Raw genomic sequence first — 18,064 nt, forward strand, 5'->3', positions numbered from 1 at the left:
AGTTATGAATGCAATTGTAATATCGGCTATCTGGGGTGTAGTGATGATGTTCAGCGGTATATTCAGCAAGAATAATGCTGTTATACGTGGTACGGCACTGACCGGGCTTGCTTTACTGATCGTAGTGAATATATTGGATATGAATGGTACGGTCCTGTTCAAGGTGAACGTACATGGCATGCTTTACTTTGATGGCTTTGGCCTGCTCTTCAATACCATTGCTTTCGGCAGCACCTTCCTGTATACCCTGCTGTCGGGCCGTGATATGGAAAAAGTAGGTCATAACCTGTCCGACTATTTTGCATTGATCTTCTTTATACTCTGTGGTATCAGCATAGCTTCTTCCTTCAATACCTTGCTGATGCTGTTCCTGGGCATTGAGATCATGTCTATTCCTTTGTACATCCTTACCGGTACTGATAAGCGGAACCTGAAAAGTAATGAGGCTGCCCTGAAGTACTTCCTGATGGGTTCTTTTTCTACCGGTTTGATGCTGATGGGTATTGCCCTGATATATGGCGCTAAAGGCAGTTTTAGTATGGAAGAGATCCGCCTGGGTGCCAGCACGCTTACGCCAATGCTCAGCGCCGGTTTATTACTCCTGCTGTTTTCCATGTCTTTCAAAGTATCTGCTGCTCCCTTCCATTTCTGGACGCCGGATGTATACGATGGCGCGCCCACCGTATTTACTTCCTTCATGGCCACTATTGTAAAGGCAGCGGCATTCATCGCTTTCCTGCGGTTGTTTGATGACAGCTTTGGTGAGTTGCAGCCGCAATGGCAATTAATCGTAGCGATTGTTACAGCAGCTACCCTCGTTATTGGTAATATCACCGCCGTATTCCAGCAAAGCGTAAAGCGCATGTTGGCTTACTCCAGTATAGCACAGGCAGGTTTCATGATGTTTGCCCTGGTAGCACTCAATGAAATGGCCCGGCAGGGATTGATCTTCTATGCGGCAGCTTACAGCGTGGCCACCATCGGGGTCTTTGCCGTACTGATCAAAATGAAAGATTATACGTTTGAAGGGTTCAATGGCCTTGCCAAACGTCAGCCCGTACTGGCAGCCACCAATGCCATCTTCTTACTGTCGCTGGCAGGCATTCCTGCTACAGCGGGCTTTATGGCAAAATTCTACATGCTGGCCGCAGCCGTGAACAATGGCCATGTGATGTGGCTGGTCATTGTAGGGGTATTGTGCGCTGCTATCAGTGTATATTATTATTTCCGCGTTATACAGGCTATGTACTTCAAGGATGGCGATGCCCAGGAAATGGAAGTAAGCCCGGTTTTCAAGGGTTTACTGGTTGTCATGGCCGCCATCGTAGTGCTGTTGGGCATCTTCCCCCAATGGCTGCTGGACAAGCTTTATTATTTCCTGTAATGTGAGGCCCGCCCGGCCATCCCTTTTCCCGCTGTTCGGTAATATTTCTTACTTTAGTGAGACATATTGTATATGACATTCCGGGATACCTTTTCCTTAGCTTTCAGGACCGTGCGTGGTAACAGGCTGCGTACAGGTATTACAGTAGCTATCATAGCGCTGGGCATTACTGCATTAATAGGTATCAATACCGCCATTGTGGCCATCCAGCAAAAGTTCCTGGAGAGCTTTTCTTCCATGGGCGCTACGGGTTTCACGATCCGCTTCCGGGAGCCGCGTATGTTCTTTGGCAATAACTCGGATCTGAAAAAAGAGCAAAAGGGCAAAAAGCGGGAAAAGAAATCCAACCAGGGCAAGCCCATTACCAAATTACAGGCAGAGACCTTTAAAGCTACTTACCAGTTCCCTTCACAGGTGAGTATGAGCATATTCGGTACCCGGAACGCCATTGTATCGGCAGGCAGTAAGAAGACCAGCCCCAACGTGTGGGTGCAGGGCGCCGATGAGCATTATGCCGACCTCAACGGCTTTACCGTCTCCTATGGCCGGAACCTGAATACAATGGACATTCAATCGGGGCGTAATGTATGCCTCATAGGAAGGGATATAGCGAAAAAGTTTTTTGGGGAGAACATAGAAACACCGGTTGGCAAAACCATTAAGATCAATAACATTCCCTTCCTCATTGTCGGCGCGCTGGCAGCCAAGGGTTCTACCCTCGGCAGAAGCCTCGACAATGTCATCATTACCACCTATGCCAACGTGCGCAGCTATTTTAATTCCAACGTGAATGCTTCTTATTCAATACAGATAAAGGTCCCGGATATCAGGTTAATGGATGGAGCTATTGGTGAGGCTACCGGTATCTTCAGGCCTATCCGCCGGTTGAATGTGACAGAGGATGATAACTTCGTGATTGATAAAAGCGACAGCATTGTAGAAATGCTGATGCGTAACCTGAGCTTCATCACCATCGCTGCCGTGCTGATCGGTATCATCACGCTGGCCGGGGCAGCTATTGGCCTCATGAACATCATGCTGGTGGCTGTTACGGAACGTACCAAAGAAATTGGCCTGGTAAAAGCCATCGGTGGTAAGCGTGGTAACATACGGGTGCAGTTCCTGCTGGAGTCTGTTATCATCAGTTTATTGGGCGCGGGTATCGGTATCTTCCTCGGCATTGTTGTCGGTAACATTGCGGGCCTGCTGCTGTCTACCAGTTTTGTAATCCCCTGGAACTGGGTAATAGCGGGGGTAGTCATTTGTTCCCTGGTAGGGTTGGGCGCCGGTCTGTATCCTGCCATCAAGGCTTCCCGGCTGAATCCTATTGATGCGTTGCGCTACGAATAATCTTCTAATTTAAAAATACAAAAGGTGGGTCGCCTTTCAGAGGCGGCTCACCTTTATCATTAAAAAGGGTGAGCCGCTTTTCAAAAGCGACCCACCCTTTAAAGTTATTGAGACTGGTTATGTTACTTAGGGTCCAGTATCTTTCCGATACGGTCATTGAGGTCCTGCAGGTGATAACGGCTCATCTTGTCTGAGTAAGCAGGTATCGCGGCAGCGATCTCTGCTTTCAGCGCACGGAGGGTGCCTTTGGCAACAGACAGGATATCTGATTTCTTCGGGTCCACTACCGGGCCAAAAGAAATAATAATACCACCTCCACCACCGGCAGGAGCGGGATTGATAATAGCACCCATTCTTTCCACGTAGGCCTTTTGCAGGTTACGGCGGTAATTGTCAATAGGTTTGCGGGCAGCCAGTTCACTCCAGATGCCTTTCTTCAGGTCTTCCATAAATTCATCCAGTCGATAGGCGGATGCGTCCCGGTTGGAAGAGGAGATGAGGCGTTGCATACGCAAGGTGTTCAGGAGTACGCCCAGCCATCCGTCCTGCAGTCCGCTCACCCGGTCGCTGGTAGGAGAAGATATCTTATCCAGGATATTCTTATCCAGCAGCCAGGTAGGTGTTTCGAAATAGTTTTTCTGCATAAAGGTCATGGCCTCTTTTTGCAGCGCTTTCGGAACTACCGTATATACATTGCCTTCCTGCTCGGTGGTTTTATAGTCGGTATAAATACCACCTACATAAGTAGCGGCATGACCAAAGTAGCGGCTGAATTGTCCAATCGCTTCATTATAAATCTCATCCAGGTTTTCATAATCTTCTCCCTTTTCATTCAGCCAGCCAGCCAGTTTAGGCATCATCCACTTCAGGTTCTTGATACCGTATTCATTAGCTTTCATATTGTTGTCACCCAGTGATTCAGTCTGCGCCCTGGGGTCCACACCATTCTGGTGAATGAAACGGAGGCGAGGGTTGCTGTAGTGGCTCTTTACCCAATCATTGAGCAAAGCTTTTTCGCTGTCCTGGTCTTTATCCAGGATAGGCCTGTAACCCCATTCGATAGACCACAGGTCGTACTCTCCGATGCGGGGATACATACCGGCATCCGTGATCTTATCTTCTGGCTGTGCCACATAGTTGAACCGGGCATAGTCCATAATAGAAGCGGTATGGCCGTTGGCTTCTACCCAGGCTTTATCACGCAGTTTTTCAACAGGCGTACCTGCCGAAGAACCCATATTGTGGGGTAAACCCAGGGTATGGCCTACTTCGTGTGAGGATACAAAACGGATCAGTTGTCCCATCAGCTCATCATCATATTCAGCTTTGCGGGCGCGGGGGTCGCTGGGCGAAGCCTGGATCAGGTACCAGTTGCGCAGCAGGCGCATAACATTATGGTACCAGTTAATATGGGATTCCAGGATCTCACCACTGCGGGGATCATGTACGTGCGGGCCGCTGGCGTTGGGAATATCGGAAGGCTTATAAACGATAGCCGAATAACGGGCATCTTCCAGGCTCCAGGTGCTGTCTTCGGCCGGGGTAGGGGCTACCTTGGCCATAATGGCATTTTTAAAGCCGGCTTTCTCAAAGGCTTTCTGCCAGTCATTTACACCCTGGATGAGGTAGGGCACCCATTTGGCAGGTGTAGCCGGGTCTATATAATATATAATAGGCTTCTTAGGCTCTACCAGTTCACCGCGTTTAAACTTCTCCAGGTCTTCTGATTTAACCTCCAGGCGCCAGCGGGTAATCAGGCTGATGTCCTTTACGCCCTGGGGATCTGCGTCAAAATCTGTGTATTCCGTGGTAAAATATGCCACCCGGTCATCATAGTATCTGGGGCGCATCGCAACCTTGGGCAGCAGCACAATGGAAGTGTTGAGCTCAAAAGTGGCATTGCCGGTAGGGCCGGAAGGCATGAGGCCAGGGATGGGGGAGGGTGCCGCCATCTTACTGTAAGTCTTTACTGTTTTGATCTCTGTGTTGATCGGATAACTTTTGATATCAACGATATACGATTTATCAGGCTGCAGGCCGCCCAGGCGGAGCATGCTTTTAAAGAAAGAGGCAAAGAAAAAGATATCATTGTCGCCACTGACAAAGTCAGTAAAGTCTATTACAGAGCCGGTACTGTCTTTGGAAAATGCTTTTACATCGAAAGCGGCGGCAATGGGTTGAATGTTGGAGTTCTGTACGGATTTATACATGGGCTTGGTGGAGTCCTTTGCATAAACCGAGAAAGAGATGTTGCGGAGAAATACTTTATTGTTGGGTCCTTTTTCGAAGCGGATCACATTTTCATTGATCTCATCGCCTGCATACCCGAAGAAGCCGGAGCGGGTGTCGGCGGGGGCTTTGGAAATGCGGTTCACTACCAGGATATCCCTGCCCAGCAGGGAATCGCCTACTTCGAAATACCACTTGTCGTCTACTTTATGAACAGCGAAAAGCCCCTTACGGCTAAGGGCCTTGTCGGTGATAATTTCTTTGTAAGGTTTGGGGCCTGGTTTGGGGAACGCAGGGGGGGTAACAGCGGTACGGGGTTTAGTAGTGTCTGCAGCAGGTGTTGTAGTCGCCGGCCTTCTGTTCTGGGCAGAAACGGAGGTTAGTAAACTACTGGCAGCCACCATCAGTAAAACAGATCTCAGACTGAGGGTTTTCTCCATGTTAAATTTTATTTAATGGCTGAAGATAAGGAAAAGGGGTTCAAAGGGTAGGGCAGGATTATACCAGTGGTTAAAAACCAGGGATTCGTGACAGACGGAAACCTGTATACAATTAGGGCTGATTGATAGGTTCCAAACCGTAATCCGGCAGGGCCGGTTGGTTTGATATTTGTTGTCAGCGGTAATTGCAAAATGCTTTTTGCAGGCGGATTAGTGGCGCATTAAAAGCGTTGTACATAGATGTTTTGTTTTTAAATTAATTCTACATTCGCCGCGGTTTTATTCAATCAAAACGCCTATTTTTAGCGCACCCGTTCAGGAAATTCCTTATCTTGTGAACCCTGTCAAAAATTTTTCTTGATCAAAATCGCCTGTGGAAAAGCATTTTTCATTAGCATTGTGAGCTAATTTTTAAACTACAGATAGACTAATTTTTTCAAACACTAAAAAAAACACAATCATGGCTGAAACAAAACCAACTGCGCCCGCCGCGAAGAGTAGTACATCTGTTCAACCGAAGAAGAGTAGTAATGCTATTTCATGGATCGCGCCAGTAGTATGTATTCTTGCTGGTTATCTGATCTGGAGGTTTGGCCTGGGCGCTGAAGGTAACTTTACAAAACCCGATTTATCTGGTGGTTTTTGGCCCAAACATGAAGGACCAAAAGGCGGATTGATCAAGATGTATGAGGGTGGTATTATCGTGCCTTTATTGATCGCAACATTCCTCACAGCGATCACTTTCATCATTGAGCGTTTACTGACCATCAGCAAAGCTTCCGGTACCGGAAACATTGCTGAGTTTATTCGCAAAGTGCAATATCACCTCGCTAATAAAAATGTGGATCAGGCTATTTCTGAGTGCGACAAACAAAAAGGCAGCGTAGGAAATGTAATGAAAGCCGGTCTGCGCAAGTACAAAGAAATGATCTCCAACACGGAGCTGGATACAGAGCAAAAAGTACTGTCTATTCAAAAAGAAGTAGAAGAAGCTACTGCGCTGGAACTGCCCATGCTGGAAAAGAACCTCGTGTTCCTTTCTACCATCGCTTCCGTAGCTACCCTGTTGGGTCTGTTAGGTACCGTATTGGGTATGATCTCTTCTTTCTCTGCCCTGGGTTCTGAAGGTGGCGGCGGTGCTGCTGCAGAACTGTCCCGCGGTATCTCTGAAGCCCTGTATAACACGGCATTAGGTATCGGTACATCTGCCTTTGCGATCATCTTCTACAACATCTTTACGACCAAGATCGACTCTATCACTTATGGTATTGACGAGTCTGGTTTCACTTTAACACAAAGTTTTGCTTCCCTCTACAAATAAGGGTGAAGTAAAGACCAGTTTATCCGTCATGGCCAGGTTGGGGCAATTGCCTGGTTAAGGGCATAGCAAAGCCGGCAAGGCCGCGACCGATAAATATGGAAATTGGCTGAATGTGCATCTCATTAGTTAGAAATTGAAATTTTAAATCATGCCAAAAGTTAAAGTACCGCGGAAAAGTACAACGATCGACATGACGGCGATGTGCGATGTGGCCTTCCTGTTGTTGTCGTTCTTCATCCTCACCACCAAGTTCAAAACTCCGGATCCTGTACAGGTGACAACACCTAAGTCTGTGTCTACCAAGATTGTAGAGCAAGAGAACGCGGTATTGGTGACCATGGATAAAGAAGGTAAGGTGTATTTTTCAGTAGCCGACGAAAACAAGGATCAAAAATCTGAACTGATCGACATGATCGACCAGTCCAAAGCCCTGAACCTGACCGCTGCCGAAAAGAAAGCCTTCCTGGCTCCCGGCAACCTCATCGGTGTACCTTTTACGCAATTAAAATCGTATCTTCAGTTATCACCTGAGCAAATAAAAGCTTTTAAAGCGCCTGGTATTCCGGTAGATAGCGCCAATAACCAGTTGGTTGACTGGATACGGGCTGCGACTACCGCTTTCCAGGGCAAGACAATGAGAATGTTTGTAAAGGGTGATAATGATGCTAAATATCCTTCTTTCAAAGGCATTATTGATGCCCTGAAAAAGAATGAGTTATTTAAATTTTCCATGATCACTGACCCCGAAGGCGTTCCGCCCGGTACCGACCTGTTCAAGCGGAAAGAGGCCATCGGCGCCAAAGCGACAGATGAGTAAACCAAGTTTCTAATTTTAAAAAAATTGCGATATGGCAGAAATGGATACCTCGTCGGGTGGGGGACATAAAAAAGGGCCTGGTGTAAAAAAAGGGAAAAAGCTTTCCACGCGCGTTGATCTGACGCCGATGGTGGATCTGGGATTCCTGCTCATCACCTTCTTTATCTTCACCACGACGATGAGCCAGCCTACAGCTATGCGGCTTTTCCTGCCGAAAGACACGGAGAAGCCCGAAGAGCAAAATAAGGTAAAAGCCTCCGGTGCTTTGAGCCTTATCCTGGCGAAGGATAATTCCATCTTCTATTACGAAGGGGAACTGGCGCCTGATGGCAGTAACTTCAAGAGCACCAACTTCCAGGGGATCAGGGACATCATCATCAACAAAAAGAGATCTACCAGTCCGGACGATTTCGTGGTGGTGATAAAGCCCACGCCCGATGCAACCTATAAAAATACGGTTGACATATTGGATGAAATGACCATTAATGAGGTTAAACGCTATGCTTTGGTTGATATCTTTGATGTTGAACTTCAGTTAGTTAAAGCTTCCGGGAAGTAAACATTAAAATATTCATCAGCAGGTGTATGGAATCTTATTTAGAATGCATCTTATAACAAAGCACACGTATGGAAGTCAATAAAATATTAAGCGCTGATGTTCTTGATATTATCTTCGAAGGAAGAAATAAGGAATATGGTGCTTATCAACTGCGCAAAACCTATAATAAGCGGCTGATGATCGCCCTTATTGTAACTGCGTCTATCATCCTGCTGTCGTTTGGCGGCTACGTGCTGTCTAACTTCTTAGGCACTGAAGACGAGAAAAAAGAACTGAATGTGCAGGATGTGCAGTTGGAGGAGATCAAACAGGAAGAGAAAAAAGAAGAGCCACCTCCTCCACCGCCACCCAAACCACCAGAGCCTCCCAAAGTGGAAATGGCTAAATTCACCCCTCCCAAGATCGTAAAAGATGAAGAGGTGAAGGAAGAAGAAAAACCACCGGAAGTGGAGAAACTGGAGGAAACCAAGATCGGTACCGTGAACCAGGAAGGTGTGAAAGATGAAGGTATCGTAGCTCCTCCGGCAGATGACGCCGGTAAAGGTGTGGTGGAAGCTCCCAAGAAAGTAGAAGAAGATTGGGACAAAACATTTACCAAAGTAGAAATTGAATCTGAATATCCCGGCGGTTCTGCAGCCTGGCAGCGTTACCTGAACAAAACGCTCCGTTATCCGCAGGATGCTATCGACAACGAGATCCAGGGTACTGTAGTGATCCAGTTCATTGTAGACAAGGAAGGTAACGTGAGTGACGTGGAAGCGATCAGTGGACCTGAAGAATTACGTGGCGAAGCAGTACGGGTAATCAAGAAGAGTGGTAAATGGACACCCGCCGTTCAGAACGGCCGTCAGGTGAAATCTTATAAGAAACAGCCTATCGTATTCCGTCTGGAAACAGAAGGTTAATACCGCAGCCAAATAAATGATTGTAAATCCTCTCCGGTTCCGGAGGGGATTTTTTTATGCCTGTATGTTTGTTTACATAACTATCACCTATACACTGAAATAAGGCTGGTGATGCAGTACAATGCAGATTGCACAAGGGTTTCCAAAAAATAAACATCTGTGGAATGTGTTTTCCAGGGCATCTTAATAATAAATATTTGCCATGGAGATTACCAAAATCCTTACTGCCGACGTACTCGATATTATATTCGAGGGTCGCAACAAATCGTACGGCGCTTACGAACTACGTAAGTCATACAAACGCCGCTTACTCATATCCCTCTCAGTTATGTTGTCTATCCTGCTGCTGTTGATCGGCGGCTTTGTATTTGCCAGCATGGGCGGTAAAGAGCAAATTGTTAAAGAGATCATCATCCCCGACAATGAGCTGAAACTGATTGACCAGGAAGAACCCGTAGAACCACCACCGCCCCTGAAGACACCTCCCCCACAGCAGATAGAAACAAAACAGTTCACTGAGTTCAAGATCACCAAAGATGAACTGGTAAAGCCAGAAGAGGCGCCTCCTGCCATGGAGGAATTGGAAGATGTAAAGATCGGCACCGCCAATGTAGAGGGATTAAAGGATGATGGCCTTGCCGGGCCACCCGCAGATGAGGCGGCCGGCAAAGGGATCACAGACATAGTGAAAAAGGACGATACCGATTATGGCGCCACCTTCACTAAAGTGGAAATTGATGCAAAATATCCCGGTGGTATGCCCGCCTGGGCCCGGTTCCTGAATAAGAACCTGGCCAACAACTACCCGCAGGAGGCTGCTGACAATGAAATACAGGGAAAAGTAGAGATACTGTTTATTGTAGATACCCTGGGCAAAGTAAGCAATGTAGAGGCGGTAAGCGGCCCTAAAGAGCTTTGGGAAGCTGCTATCAAGGTTATTAAAAAAAGCGGTACCTGGGAGCCTGCTATCCAGAACGGACGCAGGGTAAAATCCTACAAACGTCAGCCTATTGTCTTTCAGTTGAATAACGAATAGTAGTTATTGTGTTGGATTTCCGTTACCCCCTCTTCGATGCTGATTAGCGTTGTCAACAGTCCCGCATTATGCGGGACTGTTGCGTTTCAGGCCAGGTATACTATTTTTGTGCTGCTTTAGACACACGGATAGGATATCCATAAACGAATACAATATGGCAGCAAAGTTGTTGGGATGGGATGATACGATAGTGGCCCTGGCCACGCCACCGGGCATCGGGGCTATTGGGATGATACGGATCAGTGGCAGCCGCTCATTTGAGATCATTAACCAGCTATTTCCTGCCAAAGACCTTTTGTTGCAGCCTTCGCATACCCTGCATGTCGGTTACCTGAAGGAAGGAGAGAAAGTATTGGATGAAGTGGTGGTATCCCTATTCAAGGGGCCAAGGTCTTATACCGGGGAGGATGTGATAGAAATATCCTGTCATGGTTCGCCTTATGTACAGCAACAGGTTATCCAGGCCTGTGTGCACCTGGGCGCCCGGCTGGCAAAACCGGGAGAGTTTACTCAGCGTGCTTTTTTGCAGGGCAAGCTGGACCTTACCCAGGCAGAAGCCGTAGCCGACCTCATAGCTAGTAATACAGAAGCTTCCCGTAAAGCAGCCCTGCACAATATACGGGGCGGATTTTCAGAAGTACTGAAACAGTTAAGGGACCAGTTACTATCCTTCTCTGCCCTCATAGAACTGGAACTGGATTTCTCCCAGGAGGATGTGGAATTTGCCGACCGCTCCAGGTTCTACGCGCTCATCCGGGAAGCACAGGGTGCGGTAGAGCGACTGCTGCATTCCTTTAAGCTTGGCAATGTGATCAAAAACGGTGTACAGGTAGCGATTGTTGGAAAGCCCAATGCCGGTAAGTCTACCTTATTAAATGCCTTGCTCAATGAGAACCGGGCCATTGTAAGTGATATTGCCGGTACTACAAGGGATACGATCGAGGAGATATTGAACATAGATGGCATCCTGTTCCGGCTGGTGGATACGGCGGGTATCCGGGAGCATACCAGCGATGTCATTGAAAGCATCGGTGTGGAAAGGAGCCTGGCCAAGATGAAGCAGGCCGATGTGGTCGTTTACCTGTTTGATGTGAACAGCACTACGGTACCCGAACTGGAAGCCGTGAAACATGACCTCGACCAGCAACAGATCAAGTACCTGCTGGTGGGTAATAAATCAGACCTGGCCAATGACGCCCTCCGCAATTCCTTTGATGCCCGGGCTACCATCATCTTTATTGCTGCTAAAGAAAATCAGCATGTGGAGGTATTAAAAGAACGGCTGGTAGACATGGTATTGCAAGGCCGGTTACAAACAGAAGATACAGTAGTTACTAATGCCCGTCATTACCATGCTTTGCAGGAAGTGCTGAAATCCCTGCAGGACATTCATGCCGGCCTCGACAACCAGATTCCCGGCGACCTGCTCGCCCTCGACATACGCCGCTGCCTCCATTACTTAGGCGAGATCACCGGCGAGATCACTACCGAAGACCAGTTGGATTATATATTCAGTAAGTTTTGTATCGGCAAATAAGGCCTTTCTTTTCCTTTCTCTTATTTTCATCTACTTACCTAACACAATGCTTATCAGCACTGCATTGTAGAAGATTTCATATTTTTTCCATCGTTTTATTTTGTTGTTGGACTTTAAACCTCTAAATTAGTTCTGAGATACGGAGGTACAAGAATTTTAGAGGCGTGGAGAAATTATTGCACTTTAATGCTCTTTAGTTCATTATAGTGCATTAAAATCATCCCCCAATGCAGTATTGGCGATTATTGCATAGTTAACAAGTAAACGATTTTCAGGTTATGAGCAGTAATATCAGAATACAAAAGGCATGTTTACATTGTAAAAAGGTGTTTACAGCAAAGACAACAGTGACTAAGTTCTGTTCTGATGATTGCGCAAAACGTAATTATAAACTGAGGATGCGCGGTGAGAAATTGCAGGCTTCAAAAGAAGGCGCAAGAAATGAAATGGATCAATTACTTAATAGTAATACTCCAAAGAATGTGCAGGAAACGGTGTCTATGGAGAAAGCTCTTATCAATGTAAAGGAATTGGCTGTACTAATAGGCATTAGTAGAAGAAGCATTTTTAATTTGATGGAAGATAAAAGCTTTCCCCGTATAAAAATTGGAAGGAAGTTGCTGTTTGATAAGAACCAGGTTCTTGAATTTATTAAATCTAAATACGGCAGTCTATGAGAGGTGCCTTGCGTAAAAAGAAACTGAAGAGCGGGAAATTAAGCCTGTACATTGATTATTACCCGCCGGTATGGAATCCGCAAACCAAACAATATACCCGAAGGGAGTTTTTGAATTTGCACCTTCACGCAAATCCCGTTACTACTCTTGAAAAACAAGAGAATAAATTATATACGGAGATCGCAGAAAAGATTTACTTGAAACGAATGAAAGCGCTAATGCTGGAAGAAAACGGCCTTTTCAATAAAGATGTGCTGGAAGGTGATTTCTTTGTTTATGCCTTAAATTTTATTCGTGCTAAACAGAAAGAAAAAGTAGATACCACGCATTATGAAACTGCCATCAAATACCTGAAAAGATGGATGGGAGAGCATCTTAAGTTCCGCCATATTGATGAAAAGCTATTGCAGAAGTTTAAAGATTACCTGTTGTCTACTCATTCGCTTAAATCCAAATCAGAAAAGCTAAAACAGAACTCGGCAGCATCGTACTATGATAAATTCGCCGTCGTTGTTCAACAGGCATTTCTGGATAAGTATTTAACTGAGGATTACACAGTAAGAGTTCCACGGATCAGTAATGTGGAAACATTCCGGCAGATCATTGATGATGAAGAGCTGAAGCTCTTACTTGAAAACCCTATTGAAGATGAAACGGTATTTAAGTCATCCATATTTGCATTATTATCCGGATTCAGGTTCAGTGCTTTGAAAATTATAAAATGGAGTGACTTTCATTATTCCACTGCCTTAAATGCCTGGTATGTATATATTATTGACCCTAAGCCAGACCGTTCTTTTAAGCATTATATCAGCCATCAGGCTGTCAATATATTGGGAAAGAAGAAGGAAGGAGATCAATTGGTATTTCCTGATTTGAATTATTCCAGGACAAGGACAAAGCTAAAAGAGTGGTTCAGTAACGTTGGATTAAAGGATAAGGCGAAATTTCATAACTGGCGCCATAAATACGCCACTGATCTTATTGAGAAGGGAGAGGATATTTATGTGGTCAGTAAAATGCTCAATCATAAGCATGTTAAGACTACACAGATATATGCCAAAGTGCCTGATACCAATAGGGCGAAAGCGGCCAGCAAAGCAATTTATAGTCACTTAAACTGAGGAATATGAATACAAGTGCGTTTGAACAGCGACTCGATCGGATGGAAACTGAAATCCGGCAATTAAAAATGATGCTTAGTGAGTTATTAGAGATTACAAAGGCAGCTTTCCAATCTCATGCCCATGAAAATATCATGTCAGCGAAAGAGGTCGCCGATTTTCTGGGGTTGGATATTAATATCGTTTATGCCAAGTGCTCCAAAGGTGAAATTCCTTGCTTCAAGATGGGTAAGTTGTATAAGTTCAGAAAATCGGAGATCCTGGAATGGGTGAAAAAACAGGATAGTACTTCTGCTTTTTCCGTCGATGATTACGTCGATAGGTATTTGCAGAAGAATATTTTGAAAGGATAACGATAAAAGACGGATCACTGGGCAATAGTTATTCAGCGGCCTAGGACGGGAGTGATAAATCCAGTTGTTGCATAAAAAGCAATAACTCACTTTTGCAACGTATTAACTTTTATTGACAATCAATGAATTAGTGATTATTTTCCTGATAAATCGGCTCAAAACGTATTAAATCGTCTCACTTTGGCCTGAGTTTAATCGTATATTTGCGTCTCAAATCGTCTCAGATGTCTGAAATGAAAATTCATACGTTAATTTTTAGTCCTAATAACTGGATGCAACTGGCTCAGGAACTTAGTCAATTGGATCGCTTTGATGCTCAATGGCAAGCAATAGAGCGGCGGGAGCAAAAAACGTTAAAAGAATTAAAGTCAATCGCCACCGTAAGAAGTGTTGGTGCTTCTACCCGTATAGAAGGATCACGCCTGTCTGACAAGGAAGTCGAAGTGCTGATTGAAAATCTGGATATCAATAAATTGACCGAAAGGGATGAGCAGGAAGTGGCAGGATATTACGAAACCCTGAACCTCATAGGGGAATCATACCGCGATATTCCAGTTGCAGAGACCAGTATCAGGCAACTGCATAATACCCTAATGAAGTATAGTTCAAAGGATAATTATCATAAAGGGGCTTATAAGATCAACACCAATCGGGTAGAACGAACCGAAGCAGATGGGCGTAAAACAACTATTTTCGAAACAACTTCTCCCGGTTGGGCTACTCAAGAGGCAATGACGCAACTTATCAACTGGTACAACAATGATTCAACCACGCACTCATTAATCAAGGTAGCTCTTTTCATTTATGAGTTCTTGAGTATACATCCTTTCCAGGATGGTAATGGCCGACTTAGTCGGCTGCTGGCGACATTACTGCTAATGAAGAGCGGGTATGTATGGATAGAGTATGTGAGTTTTGAGCATGAGATTGAGCACCGAAAAAAAGAATATTATAAAAAATTAATGGAGGCACAGCGCAACAGGCCTGGTGAAGATGTAACAGAATGGGCTTACTTTTTCCTTGATTGTTTAAAAAATATTCAGGGTCAGTTATTGCAAAAAGTAAAAGAAAAAGAACAGCGTGAGAGTATTGGTGTACGTGAGCAGCACATTTATGCAATGGTCGAAAACAATCCCGGCATTAGCAGTGGGGAGATATCGAAAAAACTAAGTATACCTAATTCAACGGTGAAACGTATTCTGGCAGATCTTGTATCTGCTAGAAATCTCATTGTACACGGAGCAGGTAGGGGAACTAGCTACAGCATTGCAACAACGGATTTGGTACAACGAGACGTTGCAATGATATTGACTAACGAAGAGCCGGTTAAGGAATTCACTTTATCGCAATTGGGAGCGTTTTTCAGAATTAAGAAAATTGTATTGACGCCCAAATTCGAATGGAAACATCCTGATGAATGGGTCCGGAAACTTTCGCAAAATGGCCTTTACATTACAGTTAATGTAGCAACAAGTAAAGGAATAGTAGTTCAGCAGAGGTATTCAATATTTGGATATAATGATCCAACTTACTATCAACCGGTTTTACTTGTAACACCAAATATAATCTTACCTGATCTGCTTGGAAGTAATGGCGTATTAAAAGTCGATTATCCGGTTAGATGCCGTATTGAGTTATCAGGTAGTATTGATAATTTTGATTTCGATGTGATGCTGGTCACAGATCAAGGTTAATCCTGACCAATGTGCAATTTTTGCACATTGCAAATAGGTGATTTGTGTAAATTATTTATTATATTAGTGAAGGTATAAATTGTGATGTATGAATATGTTGATGCAGGTAAAAGACGTACCTTTTAGTGTAAGGGTCAGAGAAACCAATGCCTTTATCAGGGAAATTCCCTATAAAGACCAGCCCAAAAAGGCCTTCGGGTGGCCGGTTGACTTTGATTTTGTGGCCAGCCATGCCCTACACAACCACTACTGTATTTCCTTCCTTAATTGCCCATTTCGATTGGATTTTGATAACCTGTTAGCGCACTTTGATTGGTGTTGCAAGTACTTGTATTTCAATTTCGAACAGTCAGTTCTTAGGATTGAAATCTTTACCAGACTGGAGGAACTTCGATTGAGCCACGATAAAATCGAGTACATGGTGCAAGTATTGGCCCGATATCCGATGGCTTATAGCTATAACCTGGAAAATGCGGACTTCCGGCAGAAGTGGGCGCTCCTGAAGAAATCAAACTTTCAAAAATGCCATACGTTCCGGCAGATTGTGGACATTGACCGGACCCAAAGGCTATTATTAGCCGAACAGTTTCGGGCAATACTGGATGAATTAAAGGTAACTCCCCCTGCAGAACACATAAATCCAAGGGGTATGTCCACCCCGGTGATGAAACTGATACCCAACAACCGGACGGCCCCACGTAGAGAACGGGAAGCCAGTTTGTATAATTTTCTCAAATTAAACGAGGATTTTTCCCCGGAACTTCATCAAAAAGTAATAGATCATTTATATAATCTTCTGGAACCCTGTTTCCGGAACTCCTACACGCGCAAGAATTTTGCCCTCCTGTTCACTAGCGAAGAGTCCTCTGTCTTGGAGTTGATCAAAAAGTCTACCTGGGATAACCAATGCTTTGCCATTCTGTTCAGGGAGCTGAAAAAAGAGAAAGTGTTACAGGTTTCCTGGCTTGTTATAGATAAAAAAGTCAGGGTATACAAAAGTGAAGGTGATGCTTTTTCCGGTTTTTCAGATGTAAGTAACGGAAAGATTGATGCACAAAAGCGCAACCGGGTCAGGAAAGCCATAGAACCGCTATTGACCTTGATTAGGAACGAATTAGCCCCTGCCAAGAGAAAATGAGCACAATTCATCGCTAAATAATATCCGGTTTTTACTTCCATTTTCCGCTGTTTACCGAAAATCGGTATTTCCTGACAGGACATTTGCTGTGAATCAAAATTGAGAAGATATGACACAGCAGATGCAGTTTATTGGATTCAGTATAGAACAAGCCAAATCGTTTATACAGGATATAGTAAGATCCTGCCTGGAAGAAAATATACCTCCCGTAAAGAATATAGCAGAGATGCCCCTTACCATCAAGCAAGCCTGTAAAATCATTGGAGTTTCTGCCCCAACACTCCGAAAATATGTTGACATGGGGGTAATTCGTCGGCATGACCTTGGCCCACGAAAAAAAGTATTTTATCCTTCCGAGTTGGAAGATGATATTAAGAGGATCAGGAAGTGATTCTTCTATTAATCTCTCTCCGTATTTGATTTACCATATTGTTTCAGATTAACATTTTCTTATGGCATCCCTTCCGTTTTCTGTAAAGGAGGCAAAACAGCTCGACCTGGTTGCCTTTCTGTCTCATCTTGGCCATCATCCGCAAAGGATAAAAGGACAGGATTATTGGTATTTGTCACCTCTACGACAGGAAAGAACCGCCTCCTTTAAGGTCAACCGGAAGTTAAATGTGTGGTTTGATTTTGGTTCTGGACAGGGCGGTAACCTGGTGGATTTTGGCGTTTTGTATTTCAATTGCCCGGTAAAAACGCTGCTGCAAAAACTGTCGGACATGGGGTTGCCCGGGGGATTAAGGGTTTATCAGCCTGCCCGGGTGGGTAACCCGCTCATTGTTCCCAGTCCCGAGGCGGGTGAAAAGAAAGAGACCCCTTCTTCCCGGATTGCCATTCTGGACACCGGCCCGCTGCGTTCACCTGCACTGCTACATTACTTACAAGACCGGGCTATCCCGGTTGATCTGGCAAAAGTTTATTGTCAGGAAGTACGGTACAGTCTGTATGGCAAAACCTTTTATGCCATTGGGTTTCCCAATAATGAAGGCGGTTATGAATTACGGAACCTGCATTTTAAAGGTAGCAGCTCTCCCAAAACTGTTAGGTTTATTAACAACCAGGCGCTAGACATAGCTGTCTTTGAAGGATTTTTCAGTTTCCTTTCTTTCGTTGCGGTCCGGCAGAATACCCCACCATCAGCCACCAACTACCTGGTACTAAACTCCCTTTCCTTCTTTCAAAAGAGCAGGCCTGTATTAGAACAGTACCAGCAAATCAATCTGTACCTGGACCGGGATAAAGCGGGTCAGGATTGTACAGAGCAGGCACTTGCTATCAGTAATCAATACAAAGATGGAAGTAGGTTATACGTCGGTTACAAAGACTGTAACCAGTTCCTGATTGCCCGGCAAGCAAAAGTTTTAAAACAAACGGAAGATGTGGGAAAGGCCCGAAGCATTTACAAACAATTTAAGATGGGGCCTGATAATCCTCCTGGTGACAAGAAGCGCAGACTGGGGTAAACCAACCTTTTTCTTTTCACCCGCTAACAGAAAC

16 protein-coding genes are annotated in these 18,064 nt (G+C 44.9%); 15 read left to right on the top strand and 1 reads right to left on the bottom strand.

What is annotated here, in order from left to right; genetic code table 11:
- The first annotated feature begins 4 nt into the window (after positions 1 to 4).
- Both HB364_RS08610 and HB364_RS08615 read left to right on the top strand, forming a co-directional pair.
- Positions 5 to 1,384, top strand: coding sequence for an NADH-quinone oxidoreductase subunit N (locus HB364_RS08610; RefSeq protein WP_167287476.1), 1,380 nt, complete (start codon positions 5 to 7; stop codon positions 1,382 to 1,384).
- Positions 1,385 to 1,456: 72 nt separating this feature from the next.
- Positions 1,457 to 2,734 (top strand): ABC transporter permease, encoded by a 1,278-nt coding sequence (locus HB364_RS08615; protein ID WP_167287477.1) that lies wholly within the window; start codon positions 1,457 to 1,459, stop codon positions 2,732 to 2,734.
- A gap of 122 nt (positions 2,735 to 2,856) precedes the next feature.
- On the opposite strand, the gene HB364_RS08620 is transcribed toward HB364_RS08615, so the two are convergent.
- On the bottom strand, positions 2,857 to 5,403 hold the full coding sequence (locus HB364_RS08620; protein ID WP_167287478.1) for a zinc-dependent metalloprotease: 2,547 nt from the start codon (positions 5,401 to 5,403) through the stop codon (positions 2,857 to 2,859).
- A 460-nt stretch (positions 5,404 to 5,863) separates the two neighbouring features.
- Between HB364_RS08620 and HB364_RS08625 the strand changes: the two genes are divergently transcribed.
- From HB364_RS08625 to HB364_RS08685, 13 genes are all read left to right on the top strand, one after another.
- The gene (locus HB364_RS08625) at positions 5,864 to 6,724 is read left to right on the top strand and encodes a MotA/TolQ/ExbB proton channel family protein (RefSeq protein ID WP_167287479.1); all 861 of its coding nucleotides are present in this window, start codon (positions 5,864 to 5,866) and stop codon (positions 6,722 to 6,724) included.
- Positions 6,725 to 6,872: 148 nt separating this feature from the next.
- Positions 6,873 to 7,541 carry an ExbD/TolR family protein gene (locus HB364_RS08630; protein ID WP_167287480.1) on the top strand — a complete coding sequence of 223 codons (669 nt, stop codon included), beginning with the start codon at positions 6,873 to 6,875 and terminating at the stop codon, positions 7,539 to 7,541.
- Between the two features lie 31 nt (positions 7,542 to 7,572).
- Positions 7,573 to 8,100 carry an ExbD/TolR family protein gene (locus tag HB364_RS08635; RefSeq protein WP_167287481.1) on the top strand — a complete coding sequence of 176 codons (528 nt, stop codon included), beginning with the start codon at positions 7,573 to 7,575 and terminating at the stop codon, positions 8,098 to 8,100.
- Between the two features lie 68 nt (positions 8,101 to 8,168).
- Positions 8,169 to 9,005, top strand: a complete 837-nt coding sequence (locus HB364_RS08640) for an energy transducer TonB (RefSeq protein WP_167287482.1) — start codon at positions 8,169 to 8,171, stop codon at positions 9,003 to 9,005.
- Between the two features lie 202 nt (positions 9,006 to 9,207).
- On the top strand, positions 9,208 to 10,041 hold the full coding sequence (locus tag HB364_RS08645) for an energy transducer TonB (RefSeq protein WP_167287483.1): 834 nt from the start codon (positions 9,208 to 9,210) through the stop codon (positions 10,039 to 10,041).
- 154 nt (positions 10,042 to 10,195) lie between these two features.
- Positions 10,196 to 11,578, top strand: coding sequence for a tRNA uridine-5-carboxymethylaminomethyl(34) synthesis GTPase MnmE (gene mnmE, locus HB364_RS08650; RefSeq protein WP_167287484.1), 1,383 nt, complete (start codon positions 10,196 to 10,198; stop codon positions 11,576 to 11,578).
- 278 nt (positions 11,579 to 11,856) lie between these two features.
- Positions 11,857 to 12,255, top strand: coding sequence for a helix-turn-helix transcriptional regulator (locus HB364_RS08655; RefSeq protein ID WP_167287485.1), 399 nt, complete (start codon positions 11,857 to 11,859; stop codon positions 12,253 to 12,255).
- Positions 12,252 to 13,379 carry a tyrosine-type recombinase/integrase gene (locus tag HB364_RS08660; protein ID WP_167287486.1) on the top strand — a complete coding sequence of 376 codons (1,128 nt, stop codon included), beginning with the start codon at positions 12,252 to 12,254 and terminating at the stop codon, positions 13,377 to 13,379. Before HB364_RS08655 ends, HB364_RS08660 begins: the two co-directional genes overlap by 4 nt.
- Positions 13,380 to 13,384: 5 nt before the next feature.
- Positions 13,385 to 13,732 carry a helix-turn-helix domain-containing protein gene (locus HB364_RS08665; RefSeq protein ID WP_167287487.1) on the top strand — a complete coding sequence of 116 codons (348 nt, stop codon included), beginning with the start codon at positions 13,385 to 13,387 and terminating at the stop codon, positions 13,730 to 13,732.
- 224 nt (positions 13,733 to 13,956) lie between these two features.
- Positions 13,957 to 15,426 carry a Fic family protein gene (locus tag HB364_RS08670; RefSeq protein ID WP_167287488.1) on the top strand — a complete coding sequence of 490 codons (1,470 nt, stop codon included), beginning with the start codon at positions 13,957 to 13,959 and terminating at the stop codon, positions 15,424 to 15,426.
- A gap of 94 nt (positions 15,427 to 15,520) precedes the next feature.
- A complete protein-coding gene (locus HB364_RS08675) occupies positions 15,521 to 16,564 on the top strand; it encodes a hypothetical protein (RefSeq protein ID WP_167287489.1) in 1,044 nt (347 codons plus the stop codon).
- A 109-nt stretch (positions 16,565 to 16,673) separates the two neighbouring features.
- Complete coding sequence (locus tag HB364_RS08680) at positions 16,674 to 16,955, top strand: helix-turn-helix domain-containing protein (RefSeq protein ID WP_167287490.1); 282 nt, start codon at positions 16,674 to 16,676, stop codon at positions 16,953 to 16,955.
- A gap of 61 nt (positions 16,956 to 17,016) precedes the next feature.
- Positions 17,017 to 18,030 carry a toprim domain-containing protein gene (locus tag HB364_RS08685; protein WP_167287491.1) on the top strand — a complete coding sequence of 338 codons (1,014 nt, stop codon included), beginning with the start codon at positions 17,017 to 17,019 and terminating at the stop codon, positions 18,028 to 18,030.
- Positions 18,031 to 18,064 lie beyond the last annotated feature (34 nt).

Source organism: Paraflavitalea devenefica (assembly GCF_011759375.1).
GTDB classification, from domain to species: Bacteria; Bacteroidota; Bacteroidia; order Chitinophagales; family Chitinophagaceae; genus Paraflavitalea; species Paraflavitalea devenefica.